The sequence below is a fragment of the Paenibacillus agaridevorans genome (assembly GCF_003112455.1).
GTDB classification, from domain to species: domain Bacteria; phylum Bacillota; class Bacilli; order Paenibacillales; family Paenibacillaceae; genus Pristimantibacillus; species Pristimantibacillus agaridevorans.
The window spans coordinates 27,837-45,952 of record NZ_BDQX01000036.1 but is presented as its reverse complement, the minus strand read 5'-3'; the positions used below and the strand labels follow the sequence as shown (position 1 = coordinate 45,952).

Annotated in this window: 18 protein-coding genes; 4 read left to right on the top strand and 14 right to left on the bottom strand. The window is 50.0% G+C overall.

What is annotated here, in order from left to right; genetic code table 11:
* Positions 1-189: 189 nt before the first annotated feature.
* Together PAT3040_RS02370 and PAT3040_RS02365 are read left to right on the top strand one after the other, a co-directional pair.
* Positions 190-1,044 carry an alpha/beta fold hydrolase gene (locus PAT3040_RS02370; RefSeq protein WP_108991405.1) on the top strand — a complete coding sequence of 285 codons (855 nt, stop codon included), beginning with the start codon at positions 190-192 and terminating at the stop codon, positions 1,042-1,044.
* Positions 1,037-1,657, top strand: a complete 621-nt coding sequence (locus PAT3040_RS02365; RefSeq protein ID WP_146200338.1) for a hypothetical protein — start codon at positions 1,037-1,039, stop codon at positions 1,655-1,657. Before PAT3040_RS02370 ends, PAT3040_RS02365 begins: the two co-directional genes overlap by 8 nt.
* A gap of 17 nt (positions 1,658-1,674) precedes the next feature.
* Here the strand turns inward: PAT3040_RS02365 and PAT3040_RS02360 are convergent, their stop codons facing one another.
* Positions 1,675-2,868: a benzoate/H(+) symporter BenE family transporter gene (locus PAT3040_RS02360; protein WP_108991403.1), complete on the bottom strand. Its 1,194-nt coding sequence runs from the start codon at positions 2,866-2,868 to the stop codon at positions 1,675-1,677.
* A gap of 144 nt (positions 2,869-3,012) precedes the next feature.
* On the opposite strand from PAT3040_RS02360, the gene pdxR reads away from it, so the two are divergent.
* Positions 3,013-4,446 (top strand): MocR-like pyridoxine biosynthesis transcription factor PdxR, encoded by a 1,434-nt coding sequence (pdxR, locus tag PAT3040_RS02355; RefSeq protein ID WP_108991402.1) that lies wholly within the window; start codon positions 3,013-3,015, stop codon positions 4,444-4,446.
* Between the two features lie 30 nt (positions 4,447-4,476).
* Here pdxR and PAT3040_RS36700 read toward each other — a convergent pair whose 3' ends face one another.
* The 8 genes from PAT3040_RS36700 to PAT3040_RS02325 all read right to left on the bottom strand — a co-directional run bounded on the left by PAT3040_RS36700 (position 4,477) and on the right by PAT3040_RS02325 (position 9,893).
* Entirely contained in the window at positions 4,477-4,617 is a 141-nt protein-coding gene (locus PAT3040_RS36700; protein WP_179215595.1) for a hypothetical protein, read from the bottom strand.
* Positions 4,614-4,757, bottom strand: a complete 144-nt coding sequence (locus tag PAT3040_RS36695; protein ID WP_179215596.1) for a hypothetical protein — start codon at positions 4,755-4,757, stop codon at positions 4,614-4,616. Before PAT3040_RS36695 ends, PAT3040_RS36700 begins: the two co-directional genes overlap by 4 nt.
* Positions 4,758-4,941: 184 nt before the next feature.
* On the bottom strand, positions 4,942-5,271 hold the full coding sequence (locus tag PAT3040_RS02350) for a metal-sensitive transcriptional regulator (RefSeq protein ID WP_179215608.1): 330 nt from the start codon (positions 5,269-5,271) through the stop codon (positions 4,942-4,944).
* 125 nt (positions 5,272-5,396) lie between these two features.
* On the bottom strand, positions 5,397-5,642 hold the full coding sequence (locus PAT3040_RS02345; RefSeq protein WP_087568764.1) for a glutaredoxin family protein: 246 nt from the start codon (positions 5,640-5,642) through the stop codon (positions 5,397-5,399).
* 40 nt (positions 5,643-5,682) lie between these two features.
* Positions 5,683-6,309 (bottom strand): NAD(P)/FAD-dependent oxidoreductase, encoded by a 627-nt coding sequence (locus tag PAT3040_RS02340; protein WP_108991401.1) that lies wholly within the window; start codon positions 6,307-6,309, stop codon positions 5,683-5,685.
* Between the two features lie 18 nt (positions 6,310-6,327).
* Positions 6,328-7,203 (bottom strand): DUF8832 domain-containing protein, encoded by an 876-nt coding sequence (locus tag PAT3040_RS02335; protein ID WP_108991400.1) that lies wholly within the window; start codon positions 7,201-7,203, stop codon positions 6,328-6,330.
* A 30-nt stretch (positions 7,204-7,233) separates the two neighbouring features.
* Positions 7,234-9,666, bottom strand: a complete 2,433-nt coding sequence (locus PAT3040_RS02330) for a heavy metal translocating P-type ATPase (protein ID WP_108991399.1) — start codon at positions 9,664-9,666, stop codon at positions 7,234-7,236.
* Positions 9,667-9,692: 26 nt separating this feature from the next.
* Entirely contained in the window at positions 9,693-9,893 is a 201-nt protein-coding gene (locus PAT3040_RS02325; RefSeq protein ID WP_108991398.1) for a copper ion binding protein, read from the bottom strand.
* Between the two features lie 267 nt (positions 9,894-10,160).
* Between PAT3040_RS02325 and PAT3040_RS02320 the strand changes: the two genes are divergently transcribed.
* A complete protein-coding gene (locus PAT3040_RS02320; protein ID WP_108991397.1) occupies positions 10,161-11,126 on the top strand; it encodes a cation diffusion facilitator family transporter in 966 nt (321 codons plus the stop codon).
* Between the two features lie 57 nt (positions 11,127-11,183).
* Here PAT3040_RS02320 and PAT3040_RS02315 read toward each other — a convergent pair whose 3' ends face one another.
* From PAT3040_RS02315 to PAT3040_RS37910, 5 genes are all read right to left on the bottom strand, one after another.
* Positions 11,184-13,508 (bottom strand): alpha-L-rhamnosidase-related protein, encoded by a 2,325-nt coding sequence (locus tag PAT3040_RS02315; protein ID WP_108991396.1) that lies wholly within the window; start codon positions 13,506-13,508, stop codon positions 11,184-11,186.
* 23 nt (positions 13,509-13,531) lie between these two features.
* The gene (locus PAT3040_RS02310; RefSeq protein WP_108991395.1) at positions 13,532-14,830 is read right to left on the bottom strand and encodes an alpha-glucosidase/alpha-galactosidase; all 1,299 of its coding nucleotides are present in this window, start codon (positions 14,828-14,830) and stop codon (positions 13,532-13,534) included.
* Between the two features lie 43 nt (positions 14,831-14,873).
* Complete coding sequence (locus PAT3040_RS02305) at positions 14,874-16,160, bottom strand: FAD-dependent oxidoreductase (protein WP_258234813.1); 1,287 nt, start codon at positions 16,158-16,160, stop codon at positions 14,874-14,876.
* 42 nt (positions 16,161-16,202) lie between these two features.
* Positions 16,203-17,054 (bottom strand): carbohydrate ABC transporter permease, encoded by an 852-nt coding sequence (locus tag PAT3040_RS02300; RefSeq protein ID WP_108991393.1) that lies wholly within the window; start codon positions 17,052-17,054, stop codon positions 16,203-16,205.
* A gap of 7 nt (positions 17,055-17,061) precedes the next feature.
* Positions 17,062-18,116, bottom strand: a 1,055-nt coding sequence (locus PAT3040_RS37910) for a carbohydrate ABC transporter permease (RefSeq protein WP_219930224.1), incomplete at its 5' end; no start/stop codon positions are given.

Sequence of the window (18,116 nt, the reverse complement as noted above, 5' to 3'; positions counted from 1 at the left end):
TAGTTATATTGCTTACCCAAACGTCAAGCCGATCCATTCGGCTTTGGCGTTTTTTCTTCTTTATAGGGCTTCTATAAGAAAGATACCTTCCCAGCTTTAAAAGTCGCCGCCTCTCTTGCCCGAATTAGGCGCATCTGCTACACTAACCCTGCGATAACCGTTATCATCCCATGACTGGAGGATCAATACATGATGTCGCAGTCCCATTCTTACGGCACCAGCTCTTACGTTACGTTACAAGACGGCCGCAAGCTTCATTACATGAGCAAAGGAACAGGCTCCCCCACCGTCGTCTTCGAATCCGGTATGGGATGCTCGCGCTCGCAATGGGGTCTCGTACAGCCCTTAATCGGCGAACAGACCCGAGCGGTCGTCTACGACCGTGCAGGCGCGGGAAGGAGCCAGCAAGACCGCGAGCCGAGAACATTAGCACGGCTGGCTGGCGATCTCGGCAGTTTGCTGGATCATCTCGGACCGGGCCCCTTCATACTCGTCGGCCACAGCTGGGGCGGCCCCGTCATTCGTACCGTCGCCGCAAGCGACCCTTCGCGTATTCGGGCGCTGGTTCTTGTCGATCCGTCCGACGAGAATTGCGGCATTTATTTCGCTCCGTCCACGGCCAAGTCGTTCGCGGTCATGCGGGCAATTCTGCCTTTTATGGCCCGCATCGGATTATACAAGCTGACCAACGGCAAGGTCGGCCAAGTGCAGCCTGCCGACGTCGTGGAGGATCATCTTCGCGAAGACTTTACGGTGCAGGCCGCGCGCACGTCCAACGCGGAATCGGTCACCTTCATCGACGATTTAGCACGAATGCGAACAGAACCTCCGACGCTCGGACCGCTGCCGGTCAGCGTGATCTCCGGAACCTTTATCGCCCGTGCCGAGCGCAAGATGAGGCCGGCCATTATTGCAGCCCATCAGCGGACTGTACAGTCGCTGGAGAATGGCCGCTGGGTCGAAGCCTCTCGCTCCGGGCATATGGTCAACTTCACCGATCCCGACGTCATTGTCGCCGAGATCAACCGGTATTTGCATGAATAGACGCAAAAGATTGATGTTAGTCGCCATGATTCTTCTAGCTGTAGCGGCATACTACTTTTTCTACTCCAACCTTTTTAAAGGAACAAACACAGTCTCTCACGCCATAACGAATCAGGGAATCGTCGAAATTCATCCCTTTGCAGTCTCTGCGGAATCCGTTGGCTTACATTCTTTTGCTACGGGCACCGTCTTTGTGGAAGCTTCCGATGACGGCAGTTGCGTCATTCGTATCGTGTCGCAGCTCGAGATCGATCCCGAGGACTGGGGCGGCGTTTCATTTAGCATGCCAGGTCATCTTACCGTCAAGCAATTGACCAGTAGCTACCCCGAGGATGGAACGCTTGATGAGATTGCCGGCTGGCCGGCAACCTGGATTTCCACAGATACCGAGCAGAAGTACAAAACGTTTATCGAAATTGGCAGAGATCGCGGTCATCACTCCACTCGCGGCGGCAAAGGCTCCGTGCTAATCGAGATGTTATCGGTTCCCAATATGCCGATTCCTGATTCCTTCCCTATCGGCATCAGCATTGGCGGCTATAACAAAAATGGATACGACGTGATGGGCGCGGAATATATCACGATACCCATAACGTTTAAGGAGCGCGAATAAGGTTTCGCGCTCCTACGTCATTTCGTATGAATATGTGCTCTGGTCCTCATTTTCTTTATCATCCACATCGCGGCCAACCCGCCAAGCAATGCCCATACCGGCGTAGCAATCCCCAGAACATGGACATGGAGCACGGCAATCACGAAGGTGATGAAGGCAGGAATCCGCAGCTCTTTGTCCACAAAAGCGTTCTTTATGCCTCTTATAAACAACCCCAGCAAAGAAAAGCCCGTCAAAATAACGACAAACGCTTCGGGCAAGGCCCCAATGACATCAACAACCTTCCAAGCTGCGGCGCCGAAACCAACAACGATCAGACTAGAGACTAGCGCGGCCTTATACCGCTCGCCATGCGCTCCGGACTCCGGGCTGCTGCAGAGAGCGCTCATCAAGCCCCCTACATTCGCCGAGCTTCCGCCAAACATACCCGCGACGACGCTGGCAACTCCCGATCCTGTAATCATACGATTGACCGGGGGTCGAAAATCATGGCTACGAAGCGAAGTGCTCGCTACAGCAAGATCATTGGTCAAGATCAACAAGGCAAGCGGAAAAGCAAGCGACAACAGTCCATCCCATGAGAAAACCGGCACGACGATAAAGGGAGCGATGTAGGTCGTTGACGGCAGATCAGGCAGGCCGTTTTGCAGCCATACTCCCACTCCCCCAAGCAGTAAGGCCCACAAAGCGGGTGGCAGCGACTTGATCAACCGAGGTCCAAAAAAGTAGCCGGCTCCCGCTAACAAACCGGCAATCGGCAACTCCACGCTCGCCGGGACCATTGCAGCGACGTACGTTAGCAAAAGCCCGGCTAACAATGCATCAATTAATGGCTTGGGAAGCAGCGCCAAAAACTTTCCAAACCAGCCTGATAAACCGAGAAGCATCAGAAGCAGTCCTGACATTACAAACGCGCCTGCCAGCTGCGGATAGGACATTCCGACAGCCGCCGTTCCCAGAAAGGCAGTAGCCGTAATGGAATGCGCTCCGGCAAATGGTATTTTGTAACGCAAGGTTAACAAAATGTTCAAGAAACCGCCTGCAACGTAGGCCGAGGTGAACCAGGATATAAGCTCGGCCTTGCCGAGTCCTGCCGCCCCAGCGGCTTGAACGATCATGATGGCTCCTCCAGTACATGCCAGCAGAGCGGACACACAGCCGGTCAACAGCCATTGCGCCCTTGTCGCCGCTCCTCCTTTTATCCTTGCCATAATTAACACCGTCCGCGTTCACAAAATTATTCCAAGATTACGATTGCCGGTCCGATTAAAGGTGCCCGATCATGATATGATAATACTCAGACAGGTCCAGCTACCGGATTTTCCGGACATAATAGATTCGAAGGAGGCTCTGATATGTGGAAGCCCGATCGAGATGACGCCCGCCCGCTCTACGTACAAATTGCCGATTATCTGGAGCAGCGAATCGCATACGGAGATTTCCCTCCAGGCAGCGTTCTTCCTTCCGAACGGAAGTTGGCGGTACAGCTTCAGGTCAACCGAAGCACCATCATAGCAGCATTCGGGGAGCTTCGCGCGATGGGAATCGTCGAGAGCCACGTTGGGAGGGGCACGCGGGTCAGCATGATGAAATGGGGCGCTGCCCCGCGGCATACGCCTAACTGGAGCCGGTACGCCGAGGGAGGCCAATTTTTGCCGAATCTGCCTTTCATGAGACGCATTCGGGAAGCATTAGCCGAACGGCCGGGGCTGATCGATATGGCTAGCGGCGAGTTGGCCGGAGATCTTGCCCCGACCGAGGAGATCGCGACTTTATTGAAGGAGCACGATTATACAGCCTATCTGGGCTACGACAACCCGCAAGGTTCGCTCCCGCTTCGTCAGGCCGTAGCGGAATATTTGTTGCGGCACCGCGGCATTAGGACAACGGAATCTTCGATTCTGATAACGTCGGGTTCGCAGCAATCCCTATATCTCATCACGCAATGTCTGTTGTCTCCGGGCGAAGCCGTTGCGATAGAAGATCCGTCCTATTGTTATTCGCTGCCGTTGTTCCAATCGGCGGGGCTCCGGCTATTTCGACTGCCGGTGGACGAGGGCGGCGTCAATCCCGAAGATATACTGGAGTTATACCGGAAACATCGGATAAAGGCTGTATTTCTCAATCCCAATTACCAAAATCCTACAGGTGCGGTACTGAGCGACGAACGACGCAAGCGGGTATTGGAGCTGGCTGGCGAACTCGGACTCCCCATTATCGAGGACGATCCGTTTAGCCTGACCTCATACGGCGATATGCCGCCGAGTCCGCTTAAGTCCATAGACCAGGCGGGCACCGTCCTCTATATCGGCTCTTTTTCCAAAATCGCCGCTTCCGGCTTGCGAGTCGGTTGGATGGTCGCCCCCCATGCCATTGTCGAACGTCTGGCGGACGCGAGACAGCAGATGGATTTCGGCCTAAGCATTTTGCCTCAGCTGGTGGCGGGGCAGTTTTTGCGCTCGGAGCATTTCGCCCCCCATCTGGACCGACTTCGGACATCGCTTCAATTTAAAAGAGATTTGCTCATCGAAGCCATGGACAAAGAATTACGCGGGCTGGTAGAATTCGAAGCCCCGAGCGGGGGCTTGCATCTCTGGTGCAGGCTGCTTCCCGAGGTCCCGGAAGGCAAGCTGCTGGAAGAGTCCATCGCCGCCGGAACCGTGTTCGTCCCCGGCAGCGTCTACGGCTCGGACAAGGGTTACGCGCGATTTACGTTCGCCAGACCGAAGGAAGAAGACATTGCTCCGGGCGTTGCCTGTTTCGCCCGGGCTCTACGAAGCTTGATCTAAAGGACATTGGATGTTCACCATGGGTTGCGATTATTGCAGCTCATCCTTTTTGTCAACTTCGATTTCATCCCATCTTCTGGAGTAGGCTTTATTCGTAACCCAAAAGGTCATCCAGGACAACACGATAATGATAATCGCCGAAACAATCCACACGCTTGTAGGAACATTCATGACTGCATCTCCTTTTTGCCGATCGCTGCCGCAACTTGCCGATCATCTTCTCGGATAATATGGACACCTGCGAAATATAGAACCAACGGTGCCCCCACGAATGCGGCACAGAGAATAATAAAGCTGCTCGTTACTAACATGGAACGATTCCCCCTTAGTTGAGTGAGTTTGATGTCTTGTGAATCTATCGTAAGCGGGATTGGCTGAGATGTAACCAGCCAATTGACAGTTAATTGGACCATCCAATGTAAAAAGCACCTTGCCAGTGGCAAGGTGCGATGATTCTCAGAAATGGGGAGGGCCACGATCGCCTCTCCCCATTTTTTATTTCATTAATTTGGCGACGGTGGTCAACAACTCATCCAATACGTCGCGATCGCCTTCTTCGATGCGCTCCACCACGCAGCTCTTTAGATGGTCTTCCAACAACTGCTTGCCAACTCCATTGAGGGCGGATTGAATCGAGGAGATTTGATGAAGGATATCATCACAATACACATCCCTTTCGATCATCCCTTTGACTCCGCGGACCTGCCCTTCGATCCGGTTGAGTCGGCTAATTAAATTTTGTTTCGTTTTATCGGAATGATGGCTTTTTCGCTCGGTAGACGATTGATGGCTGCACGAGGCATCCTCTTGTACATGGTGATCGATGTGTACCCCCTCCTTAATATTCTTACCTTATCATGCTCCCCCATCCAAAGTAAAGCTACCCTATGGCACTAAAGGCGAGTGGAATAACAAAGCAGCCCTTTTTGGTGGGCTGCTTTGGAACAGCATTACGATTTTTGCAGCAAGCCGCTTATTTCATTCAGGTTTTCCGCAAAGCCGACAAACACCTTGTCGCCAATAACGATCGTCGGCACGATCTGTTTCCCGGTAAGATTCCAAACTTCCTCTGGATATTTTGGGTCTTCTTCGCAGTTATAATCCGCATACGGAATATCGTTTTCCTTAAAATAACGTTTGGCAAAGTTGCAATCACTGCATGTCGGAATCGTATAGATTTTTACTGTTTCATCCATCTGCGTTCCTCCTTAATGGGTGGCCTTCGACGGCGCCATATTACGTGGATGCCGTAATTTGTTGCAGCTGCTCCAACGTCACGCGATCCACAAACTTGCTGAATTTCTCTTTGCTTTTGGCATGTTCCTTATAGAAGTCAATGATCGCCATAACCGCAGGAATCAATCGTTCTTCTTTTAATCCGGAATGCAGCTTCTTGGCAAACGTGGTTTTTAGCCCTTTGGATTCGCCGCCCACGTATAGATCGAACGTATCTCGCATTTTAATCACGCTAATGTCTTTAATGAGCGGCTCGCTTGTCCCTAACGCACAGCCGGCATATCCGATTTTAAGCGGCATCGGTGTCGGAATGCCGGCAATCGCTCCGTTTAAGGTTTGGGCTACCGCCAGCCCGGCTTCTTCTGCGCCCTTGCAAAAATTGCAGGCGATCAGGCTTTTGGTGACAAAACCAGCCGGATTGACTTCCAGTCCGCTTTGCTCCAGTTCGGCCTGGATCCTATCGCGCTTCTCTACAGCCACATCTGCATACAACTGTTTAAAGGGCGTCATTTCCAGTTTGGCATCCGGTCCTAGCAGATCACCGATGATGCCGAGCTGTTTGGATGTAAACAGGCTGCCGCCAAGCTGCAGAGCGGGGCTGATTGCAATTTTTACGATCTCTCCCATTCCCATTCGCCCCTTGTTTTATTGAATTTTCACGACATAAGGGACCGTAAATACTTTGCCTTCATGCTGGAATTGTCCCCAAATTTTATACGTGCCGGGATTCGGAAAAGCCGTCATAAATTCCGCTTCCGGCCCGGATGCTTTTTCGTCAACAGGGTGTACGTGAAGGTATTGCTCCGCATCCTCCGAAAGAATGACGACGTGTCCGACAGCGCCGAGGTATTGCTCCAGATTGCTGATGCCTTCTTTCGTTTTATCGTCCTTAACGGTAAACGACAACTTGGCTTCAGCTTTTGCTTTTGTGCTGCCAAGAGCCAGTGTGACTTCTTTTCCATCAACAACTTTTACCAGCTCCGCATCCGCTGTGACGCTTTCCTGCGGTTTGGTTTCCCCGTCTACCTTCACCCACTCGCTGAGCGTTGTGCCGGATCCGCCCTTTGGAACAAAATCCGCAAAAACTTTGTATTCTCCTCCATTCGGAAATGAGGTGTCTACCGTAAACGTCCCTTTTCCGTCCCACTCGGGATGAATATGGTTGAAGTAAGAAAGATCCTTATTTACGATGATGATGTGCATCAGTTTTTCATGGTTCCATTCAAAATCCTGGACGGTCTGGTCGTTGCTGTCGGTCACCTGAACGTTCAGCTTTGTGTTCTCGGATGCTTTAGCCGTTCCTGATGCAAACGAAAAGGAAGCTTTATAGTTGTCTGCCGAATGTTCATCTGTAGCGTGACCATCGTGTTCCCCAGAGTCGTTACTGTTTATGGTTGGGTTTGCGGCTCCGTTTTGATGGGAGCCGGCGTGCCCATCGGCACTCTCCTTTGTCGTACCGCAAGCGGTCAGCAATCCAATAGTCAACATTCCGGATAAAATGAGCATCATTCTTTTTTTCATTTTAGGCTCTTCTCCATTCTGACTTCCTGATTAGTGGCGTACTTTCACACGCTGCAAGCGAAGCGCATTAAGGACAACCGATACCGAACTTAACGCCATTGCCGCGCCTGCCACCCATGGAGCCAGTAAGCCAATCGCGGCAATCGGGATGCCGAGCGTGTTATAGCCCAGCGCCCAGAACAGGTTTTGTTTAATATTGGCCATGGTCTTGCGGCTCAAATAGATCGCATCGGGAATGCTCGACAGATCGCCGCGCATCAGAGTTACATCCGCTGCTTCCATCGCCACATCCGTCCCGGTGCCAATGGCCATGCCGATGTCCGCTGTCGCCAGCGCTGGCGCATCATTGATGCCATCCCCAACCATCGCCACTTTTTTGCCTTGGGCCTGCAATTTCTTAACTTCCTCGGCCTTGCCTTCTGGAAGTACCTCGGCCCGGACTTGGTCAATGCCGACTTGAGCTGCAATCGCTTTGGCGGTCCGTTCGTTGTCGCCTGTAATCATGATGACCTCGATGCCCATTTGCTTAAGACGGCTCACCGCCGCTTTCGACGTTTCCTTGATCGTATCGGCTACCGCGACCATACCGGCATAACGATTGTCGATGGCAACCAGCATCGCGGTTTTGCCTGCTTCCTCCAGACGGGACATCGGCTCATAGGCAGCCTTAGCGTCCACATCGTATTTCTCCATTAAGCGGCGTGTGCCGACAAGCAGCTCCCGGCCATCTACCACGGCTTTGATGCCATAGCCTGGAAAAGCTTCGAACGATTCGGTTCCCGGCAGCTCGATTTGTTTGGCCACAATACCGGCCACTATCGCTTCTGCCAGCGGATGCTCCGAATTTTTTTCGGCCGCGCCGACAAGTCGAAGAAACTCCGCTTCGTTGTCTTGCGTGATCACATCGGTCAGCTCCGGCTTGCCTTTAGTAACGGTGCCGGTTTTGTCCAGAATGATCGTATTGATTTTGTGCGTCTGCTCCAGATGTTCGCCGCCCTTAAACAGAATGCCCATCTCAGCCGAACGGCCGGAACCGGCCATAATCGAAGTCGGCGTTGCCAAACCGAGAGCACAAGGGCAAGCAATAACGAGAATCGCAATGGCAATTTCAAGTGCGTGGGCAAAATCGCCTGGCGTAATGAAAAAGTACCATACCAGGAACATTACAATGGCAATCCCTACGACAATCGGAACAAATATGCCAGAGATGACATCGGCTACCCGCTGAATCTGCGCTTTGGAGCCTTGCGCTTCTTCTACGACTTTAATGATTTGCGCAAGAGCCGTTTCTTTGCCGACTTTGGTCGCTTTGATGCGCAGGATGCCGTTTTTGTTGATGGTAGCCCCGATAACGGAATCGCCGGCCTTCTTTTCGACCGGCAAACTTTCGCCTGTCAGCATGGATTCATCCACCGATGAAACGCCTTCCAGCACTTGACCGTCCACCGGCACTTTATCGCCAGGGCGAACCAGCACGACATCCCCTACGATAACGTCTTCCACCGGGATCGTTAATTCCTGGCCATCCCGAACGACCAGAGCCGTTTTGGCTTGCAACCCCATGAGGGACTTGATTGCTTCCGAAGTGCGTCCCTTTGCCAGCGATTCGAACAATTTACCCATAATAACCAATGTAATCAGCACCGCGCTGGTTTCATAATAAAGCGCAGGACCATGATGCATCTGATCCCCGGCGGCGAACCAGTCAATCGTGAGATACAGGCTGTAAAAATACGCGGCCGATGTTCCAAGTGCAATTAGAACATCCATGTTTGCGCTGCGATTTCGCAGCGCCTTATACGCGCCGACATAAAACTGCTTCCCGATATAAAACTGTACCGGTGTAGCCAACAAGAGCTGAACCCAAGGATTCATCAGGAAATCCGGCATGTAAATCCATGACGTAAAGGAGAAGTGACCTACCATCGTCCACAATAGCGGAAAAGAGAGAATGGCCGAGATGAGCAATTTCAGCTTCTGCTGGCGAATCTCGCGGACGCGATGGTCAGCCGCATTCCGGTTTTCCTGTTTGACAAGTGCTTTGTAGCCGAGCTTCTTAACTTTTTCCTGCATCTCTTCGATCGTGATTTCACCAGCCGAATATTCGACGCGGGCCGTTTCCATTGCAAAGTTTACGGTAGCGCTAGTTACGCCTGGCAGCTTGCCAAGCCCTTTTTCAATTTTGTTGGCGCAGGCGGCACAGGTCATGCCTTCCAGATTAAATTGTGCCACTTCCGTCACCGTTCCGTATCCGAGCTTCTTGATCGTATCCTCCAGGTTTTTTACGTCCACTTTATCCGGATCGTAGGTGACATTTGCTTTTTCCAGTGCAAAGTTGACATTTGCATTGGCCACGCCATCTAATTTATTAAGCCCTTTTTCAATCCTGTTGGCGCAGGCGGCGCAGGTCATGCCCGTTATTTGAAAGGACGACTGTTTCGCCTTCGTTGCTGTCGTTTCCACTATGTTTCACTCCTTTTTCGTTTAGCTCAGACCACGTCATAGCCCTGTTCTTCAATAACTTCCTTGATCCGATCCAGAGAAACCTTCTGCTCGTCGAACGACACATCGACCGACTCGCCCTTTAAATTCACTTTTCCGCTTGCGCCGATTTCTTTCAGCGCGCCTTCAATGGAGTTCACGCAATGCTGGCAGCTCATCCCTTGTACATTCAATGTTATGTTTTTCATATTTTCATCCGTCCCTTCAAATATTGATAGTGGTTATTTTCAAATAGGAAACTGTCGCTTTCGTAAACTTAGTATACCCCCGTACCCTATAAACGTCAACTCTTTTTTTGTCTCTTTTACATTCCCCTTGATTGACGAGCTTATTCTTGGTATTAGCAATTTAACGTTAGTTAACATTTTTCTTGACATGTAATTTTTGATACACTTATAATAATACCAACACAACATATGAGCAAGTGTTCATATATTAATGATGGAGGGATTTTAATGGCGGGACATCACCACGATCATGGCCATGACCATGGGCAAACCAACAACAACAAAAAGATTTTATTGATTTCATTTATTATCATTACGGCGTATATGGTCATCGAAGCCGTGGGCGGATTTATGACCAACAGCTTGGCCTTGTTATCGGATGCGGGCCATATGCTTTCGGACTCTTTGGCATTAGCGATTGCCTTACTCGCCTTCAAATTCGGCGAAAAAGCGGTCAGTACGGGAAAAACATACGGATACAGACGTTTCGAAATACTGGCCGCCACACTCAATGGACTGACTCTGATCGGCGTTTCCCTTTACATCTTTTATGAAGCGATCGAACGTTTTGCCAATCCGCCGGAAGTCGCTACGGTTGGCATGCTGATCATCAGTACCATCGGGCTGCTGATCAACATTCTTGTGGCCTGGATTATGATGCGCGGCGGCGATACGGAGCATAATTTGAACATGCGCGGCGCTTTCTTGCACGTTATCAGCGACATGCTGGGCTCGGTAGGCGCCATTGCGGCCGCTCTGCTCATGATGTTCTTTGGCTGGGGCTGGGCCGACCCGTTGGCCAGCGTCATCGTTGCCGTACTCGTACTCCGCAGCGGCTATATCGTGAGCAAGTCATCCTTGCATGTATTAATGGAAGGAACTCCGCGCAATATGAAGGTTGAAGACATCGCGCAAGCCATACGGGAGGTCGACGGCGTCAAAGGTGTACATGATTTGCATATTTGGTCGATTACAAGCAATATGCATGCTCTGACTGCCCATATTGTAGTGGATGGAAACAAGACGGTTTACGAAACGGAAGCCTTATTGCATAAAGTCGAACATATGCTGGAGCATAAAGACATTCGCCACGTAACCCTGCAAGTGGAATCGGAAAATCACACGCATGAGGACAATCTTTTATGCACGAATAAAGCAAGTCTGCCCGATGCGCACGCACATCACAATCATTAATGCCAAGAGCAGTTGGACAACATCCAACTGCTCTTTTTCTTTTCAATTGGGAGAGCTCTAATCGGGATACGGCAGCACTTCCACCGTGTAATCGTGATTTCCGCCGATCTCATAAGCGACGGATTGTCCTACTTTCCGCCAGGAGAGTTCCATAATGCCGTTGCCGCAAGGCAAGCTTCCTTGGCACCACTCCAGATCGACATTGGAAAATTGTACGATTGCATGCTTATTCCGATGATCGATGCTGCGAATACCAAGCGCTTCCTTATACAACCAATACGTAACGTAGGAAGCAAAGCCGTGATTGCAACTAGCCCGAACGTCTATGTTCTCCCATAAGGTTCCCGTCGCTTCCGCCATGTGGCTGAAATATCCGCTTAGTTCGTCCAACAGTTTTATTCCTTCGCCATAACGGGAGAACAAATCCAACCGCAAGTAATTTCCGATAAACGCATTGGCCGGCGCTACTTCAAGAAAGTCTCCTCTCTCAGCCCTGCGCGGACCGAATCGATCAGCCAGGATCCTCCACAACTCCGGGTGGCTTTCCGGATTCGCAATGTCGAAGGTAAAGGCATAATATTGACAAACCTCCGTTTTTTCGCCGGTCAATTTCAGTTCTCCGTCTACGCGCACCGCATTATCGTTAAAAAACCGACCATCGAACGAAAAACGGCGAATAGTTTCCCTCAAGCGGCTGGCCTGGTTTCGCAGCTCCGGATTATCGTATAAACGTCCGGCGGCATCGAGAGCTCCTGCATACAACATGTTTGTCGGAAAGTTGACATCCTGCACGAGTTCATTCGCCTTCGACCACTCGACAAACACCCAGCTTTCCAGGTTTTCAAGCAAACCGTATTCATTTTGAAATTTTCGAAAATAGTCGAGCAGTTTCATCACTTGGGCTTCGGACTTGGCGATGAGATTGCGATTGTTCGTTCTCGTATCAAACTGCTCAAGCTCGACCACGTACCATAGCGCCCAATTCGGAATGAATCTCCCATTATAATGGTCGGCTGGGTAACACATAGGAATCATCCCGCTTGGCAAAAAGGGGAAATCGCCGGTTATAATCAGATTTTCCCGAAAGTTTGTTTCTACACGTGACGTACCGCTTAATACATATTCCACCTTCGACATAAAATAACTGTCGCATAACCACCCGGCGCGTTCTCTCGAAGGACAGTCCATATAAAGATCAAGCGCATTCTGATTAAAAGTTTCCGCTCCGGCCTGGAAAATGGCATTTAATGCCGGATCGCTGCAATGAAATGCCGCTGCATGGGTATCGGGGTTTTTGAATTCCCGGATACACACATCGGCAATGTTCGCTTCACCATCCATGACAAGCAGCTTGGCGTACTTTAAGGTATAAGGTTCGATGCTCTCCAAATGATAGCTGCCCGCTTCAAGCTCGAAGCCGATGACATTTACGCAAGACAATCGTAGAAAATCAATATCTCCGTCTGTTAATATTTCGTCAAATGCGATAAACAGCTTCACTCGTGCCCGGCATATTACATGGCAGCCGATAAAACCGCTTGTATTGACTCCGAAATCAACGATATAAAACTGCCCTCGCCTAAGCGTCAGTCGTTCCGTACCGATGTAAGGCGTCATTTGCTCATAGGTCTCGAGCGTCTCCGTCTCTTCCATATCATAGGAGATGATTCTCTCGAGCTCCTCTTCTTTGTAACCAGCCAATAATGGACCTATCGCTGTTAGCGAACGATCTCGCCAATACTGTTCTCGTCTGATACCTTGCGCAAATGTACCACTCCTGGCAATAAGATCGGGGGCCCTTCGTTTAAATTCAGGGTAGGAAACCCCTCGGGCAAGATAATTCAGGGATGCAGTCTCCTCCAATAACGCAGGCGTTCGATTTGGATCGGGCTGCGTTTGCCAATTGCTGCTGGTTGCGGTAAGTCGATAATATTCGACGAAAGTCCGCTGATAGCTGTATCGCTGTACTTTTTGCAACCGCTCTGTCAGTACGAATGCCTGAAAGTCGGCGCGTTTGACCGAAGTTGCCGCCGCTATGCTGTCATTGACGGTCAACTCCGCTTGCAAAAAGGATGGCTGATTCAACAGGTAGTAGCTGTTCGCGTTATAGCCGGCGACTTCAACGGAAACGATGTTAAATCCGGTTGCAAGCTTATCCGTCAAATCCCATTCATCAACTCGAAAAAAGCCATGAGGTCCCCTGGCAGGACCATGTCCGACAAATGCACCGTTTACTTTCAACCGGTAAATGCTCGATGCAGTCAAGCGAATCCTGCAAGACTCGGTTCCCCGCTCCATCATAATTACCGTACGGAAGCCTACGGTCAAGTTTATTTCCTTTTCACGACCTTCCGGCCACACCGGCACAGCATATCGAAACAAAGTAGACTCACTCCCCTGCTCTATTACTTGAAGACCGGAAGCCAGTCCCCGTGCGCTTCGATAAGGTCGTCGCACATCGAGATAATCTCGTCGATCGACAGTTCTGCAGCCGTATGTGGATCTAACATCGCCGCATGATAAATATGCTCCTTCTTGCCGCTAATAGCGGCTTCTATCGTCAGCAACTGCGTATTAATATTCGTCCTATTAAGCGCTGCGCATTGCGGTGGCAAATCACCTACATAGGTCGGCGTTACCCCGCTGCCATTAACGAGACACGGAACTTCAACACAGGCCTCCTTGGGCAGATTGGTAATCAAGCCGGTATTCATAACATTGCCGCCGAAAGAAAATAAAGTATTAGATTCAATCGCATCGAAAATATTCGATGCATATTCGTGCGTTCTCTCGTGCCTGAGTCCGACATTGTTTACCAATTCCTCGCGCATTTCCTTCCATTGCTCGATCCGCCACAAACAACGCCTCGGATACTCGTCCAGCGGAATATTATATTTTTCTATGAGCTCCGGATAGCTTTTCTTTATAAAGTAAGGGTGATATTCGGCGTTATGCTCCGACGATTCCGTGACATAGTAGCCGAAATGCGCCATTAACTCGTAGCGAACCATATCTTGATGCCTTTGCTTTTGCTTTTCGGCGGCCCTTCTCTTAATTTCCGGATACAGGTCGTTGCCGTTTCTCTTAACTTCCAGGAGCCATGCCATATGGTTGATGCCTGCAATTTTCCATTGCACGCCTGTCGGTTCCATATCCAAATCCTTAAACAGGTCCGGTACGCAAACCTGCACGCTATGACATAATCCGACTGTGCGGATTCCGCCATACGTGGTCATTACATTGGTTAGCGCCGCCATCGGATTTACATAATTCAGAAACAGCGCATCGGGACATACCTCTTGCATCTCTCTAGCAATATCCAACATGACGGGGATCGTACGAAGATTTCGGAAAATCCCGCCGATTCCAACTGTATCCGCAATCGTTTGTCGAAGTTGATAAGCTTTAGGAATCTCGAAATCCGTTATCGTACAAGGATCGTATCCGCCTACCTTTATGGCATTAATGACATATTTTGCGTCCCGCAAAGCATCTTTTCGATTGGGGTAAACCTTAATTTCACAGGTGCTGTTGATCGATTTTTTTAAATGGTTCAGCATTTTCTCCGCATCCTTAAGCCTGATCGGATCGATATCGAACAATGCAATCTCGAACCCTTGCAGGGACGGCACCAGCATACAGTCCCCTAACACGTTTTTGGAAAATACGGCGCTGCCCGCGCCGATAAATGTAATTTTAGACATTCAAAACACTCCGTTCGATTGATGTAGAAGTTGAACTGCTCGACTAAAATTGATTTTGAAGGCGTTCTCGTACTTCTCTTCCTTCCAATTCATGCAGCGAAATACCTGCTTTAGCCGCAAGCGCGGCTCCCAATCCCGCCGCCTCTCCCATAGGAACAGCATTGCCGGTAACTCTATAGGAGGCATGCGCATAAAAGTCCCCGCTAATGCATCTTCCGGCTAACAGAAGATTCGTCACATCTTTCGCAACAAGACTGCGGAAAGGAATATGGTAGCTTTGCGCCGTTACCCCTTCTTTCGTAACAGCCTCTGTCGAGCTTGAATCCAGTGCGTGAATATCAACTGGAAACTCTACAAGACATATGCCGTCCTCGAAACGGGCACCTGCTACTATATCTTGAACCGTGACTGTGTATAATCCGTGTACGCGCCGTCCTTCTCTCAGTCCGATCTGGGAAGCGGTCGAGACGAGCCGTACCTCGCTCCACTCCGGCAGAGTCGACAGCGCTTGAACGATACGGTAAATTTCGCCGCGGGCGTGGATGGTCGCATCGGTCATTTCCTTCGCATTATCGCAACGTACACCATACTCGTGATTGACCATCAATCCGTATAGCTGGGGGTGAGGGAGCCGAAATAGTGAAGGCGATCGATAAGTCGGCTCGACTCCTGCCCGGCGCAACGTCTCTAAAAACATCCGTTTGGTAGCGTCGTTCAGCGTGCTCTCTTGTTGTCCGGGAACTCCGCTGATTAGCGCGAGCATCGTCGCCGGCTGTGTTTGCCCGGTTTCCGGATGACCAATATCGAATCCGCATCCCGACCGCGCCGCCAATTCTCCATTTCCTGAGCAGTCGATAAAAACAGGTGCGGAGAAGGCTTCACGACCGCTGTTGCTCTCCGTAAACACAAACGCAATATGTTTATTCTCTCGCTTGGATGCTACTACACGGGTATGCAGCCGAACTTCGACTCCTGATTCCACGCAAAGCGCCTCCAATATGTGCTTCATGCCTTCGGCGTCATACGTGAAATCAGAACTGCCATCGTAATGCTTGGAAGTACCTGAGGACTGCAACAGAAACGACTGCTCTGACGAGAGACGATCGCATATTTCCCGTAGTAGTCCTCCTTTGTTTTTGCTGTCAAGAACGAAGGACAATAACCCACTGGTCCATACGCCGCCCAGACAGCCCGCAGCTTCAATTAATACTGTTCGCGCGCCTGCCCTTGCGGCCGCAAGCGCGGCTCCAATTCCCGCCGGACCTGCTCCGCAGACGACAACATCGTATTCGCCAATGACCGGCGAATCTTGACGCGTTTCCGATATCATGTTCACAGTTTTTTTCTCCCTCCTTAAAAAAAATATCCGTTATCAGGATTTGACGGCCCCCGAAGTCAAGCCTTCGACATAATATTTCATACCAAACAGGAATACGATCAATAACGGAATGGAGGCGAACACATATCCAGACGTAATGACACCTAAATCGGGATTGGAAATATCTCCTGCATCTCCGCCTGCTTTCGGTGCAAACGACTGCAGCGCCATAGCCAAGGTTTGCAGCTTCGGACTGCTGATCATAAGCATGGGCCAAATCAAATCATTGTAAATACCTAGAAAAGTCATGATCGCGATCGTGACGAAGATCGGCTTTGCTAAAGGCAATGCGATCTTTACGACACAAATATACTCGCTCGATCCTTCCATTCTGGCAGCCTCAAACAGCTCCTCCGAGATGGATCGGAAGAAGGAGCGAAGTAAAAATACGGCGAACAGCAAACCGCCTCCGATATAAAACGCGATGAGTCCGGTATACGTATTTCTCAATTGCATCCAATCAGCCAAAAGGAAATTCGGAGTCAACTGAAGCACTTTCGGCAAAGTCATCATCATGACGATCAGGAAAAACAAAAAACCTTTTCCCCAAAATTTAAGTCTGGCAAACGCATAGCCGCAAAAAGCCGCCAACGCGAGAACGCCAAAAATAGAAGTAAAGCAAAGAAATAAACTGCGGATCATTGGTTCGATCAAAGCCAGCATGGCTGATGAATAATTTTGCCACTTAGGCCGTAGGGGGACTCCCCAAAAATCGCCATAAATGTCCAATGTATCTCTTAATGACATCATAAGCATCATTACTATGGGCACGACGGAAGTGACTAGCAGAAGGCCTAGAACACTGTAGCTCATCATCGATATCCAAAATTTTCGGTTAATTGACATTCTATCGTTACACCTCTTCCTGTCTAGAAAGGCGAGAGTTGACGTACGTAACGAGCAGTACCATGATCGCCAATACGAAACCTATGGCAGAAGCATAGCCGTATTGCCCGTCGGAAATTTGGAAATACATCTGCAATCCTGGAACGTAAGTCGAAACGCCGGGGCCACCGCGAGTAAATATCCATATATTCGCAAAACCTTGTATACTGCCAATAAACGTAAAAAACAGGATCAGCTGAATTTGCGGCAGAATGAGCGGCATATCGATCTTAAGAAATCGATTCCAGACATTAACGCCGTCGATTTGGGCCGAATCATAAATCTCTCTGTTTATTCCAATCAATCCGCCTAGATAAATGAGAAAAGCAAAGACACTGATAAACGGAAAGCCTGCGAAAATAATACTCCAAATGGCCAGTTGCTCGTCGCCTAACCAAGCACGCTGCAAATGGCCGAGACCTAGCGCGCTTAATATCTCATTGATAAGACCGGATTCCGGACTGTAGATCATTTTCCATAGAAGAACGACGACGATACCCGGAACGATGCTTGTCAGCACGAATCCCGACCGAAAGAAATATTTCATCTTCTTGCTTTTGAGCCAAAAGACGAGCTCGGCCGCGAGAAGAGGCATGGTCAATTCCTTGATGATCGCTGTAATCAGAATAAGCAGCATATTCCCTATCCCGATCCAGAAGAAAGGGTCGGCTCCTATCCTTTGAAAATTGGCAAAGCCCGTAAACGCTAGCGGCGAGGATAAATTAAAGTTGGTAAAGGAGTAGATGAACGCCATAGCGGTCGGAACGACTTCGAATATTACAATAAACAGAAACGCAGGAATGATAAGCAGATACGCGGTTCTCGAGTATTTAAAAAACTTCCAAAAACGCTTGAATCTCATATTCAGCGCGGGATATGAGCTTAACGCCAATCGAAAGAGAAGTGCTGCGCACAGAACGTCCAATGCAACCAGCGCCCATAGGATCGCTCGCCAAACATTATTTCCGTCAGCGGCATTTAAGTCGATTGCCATGCGTTCGCCGGCTGCCGAATAAACGGATA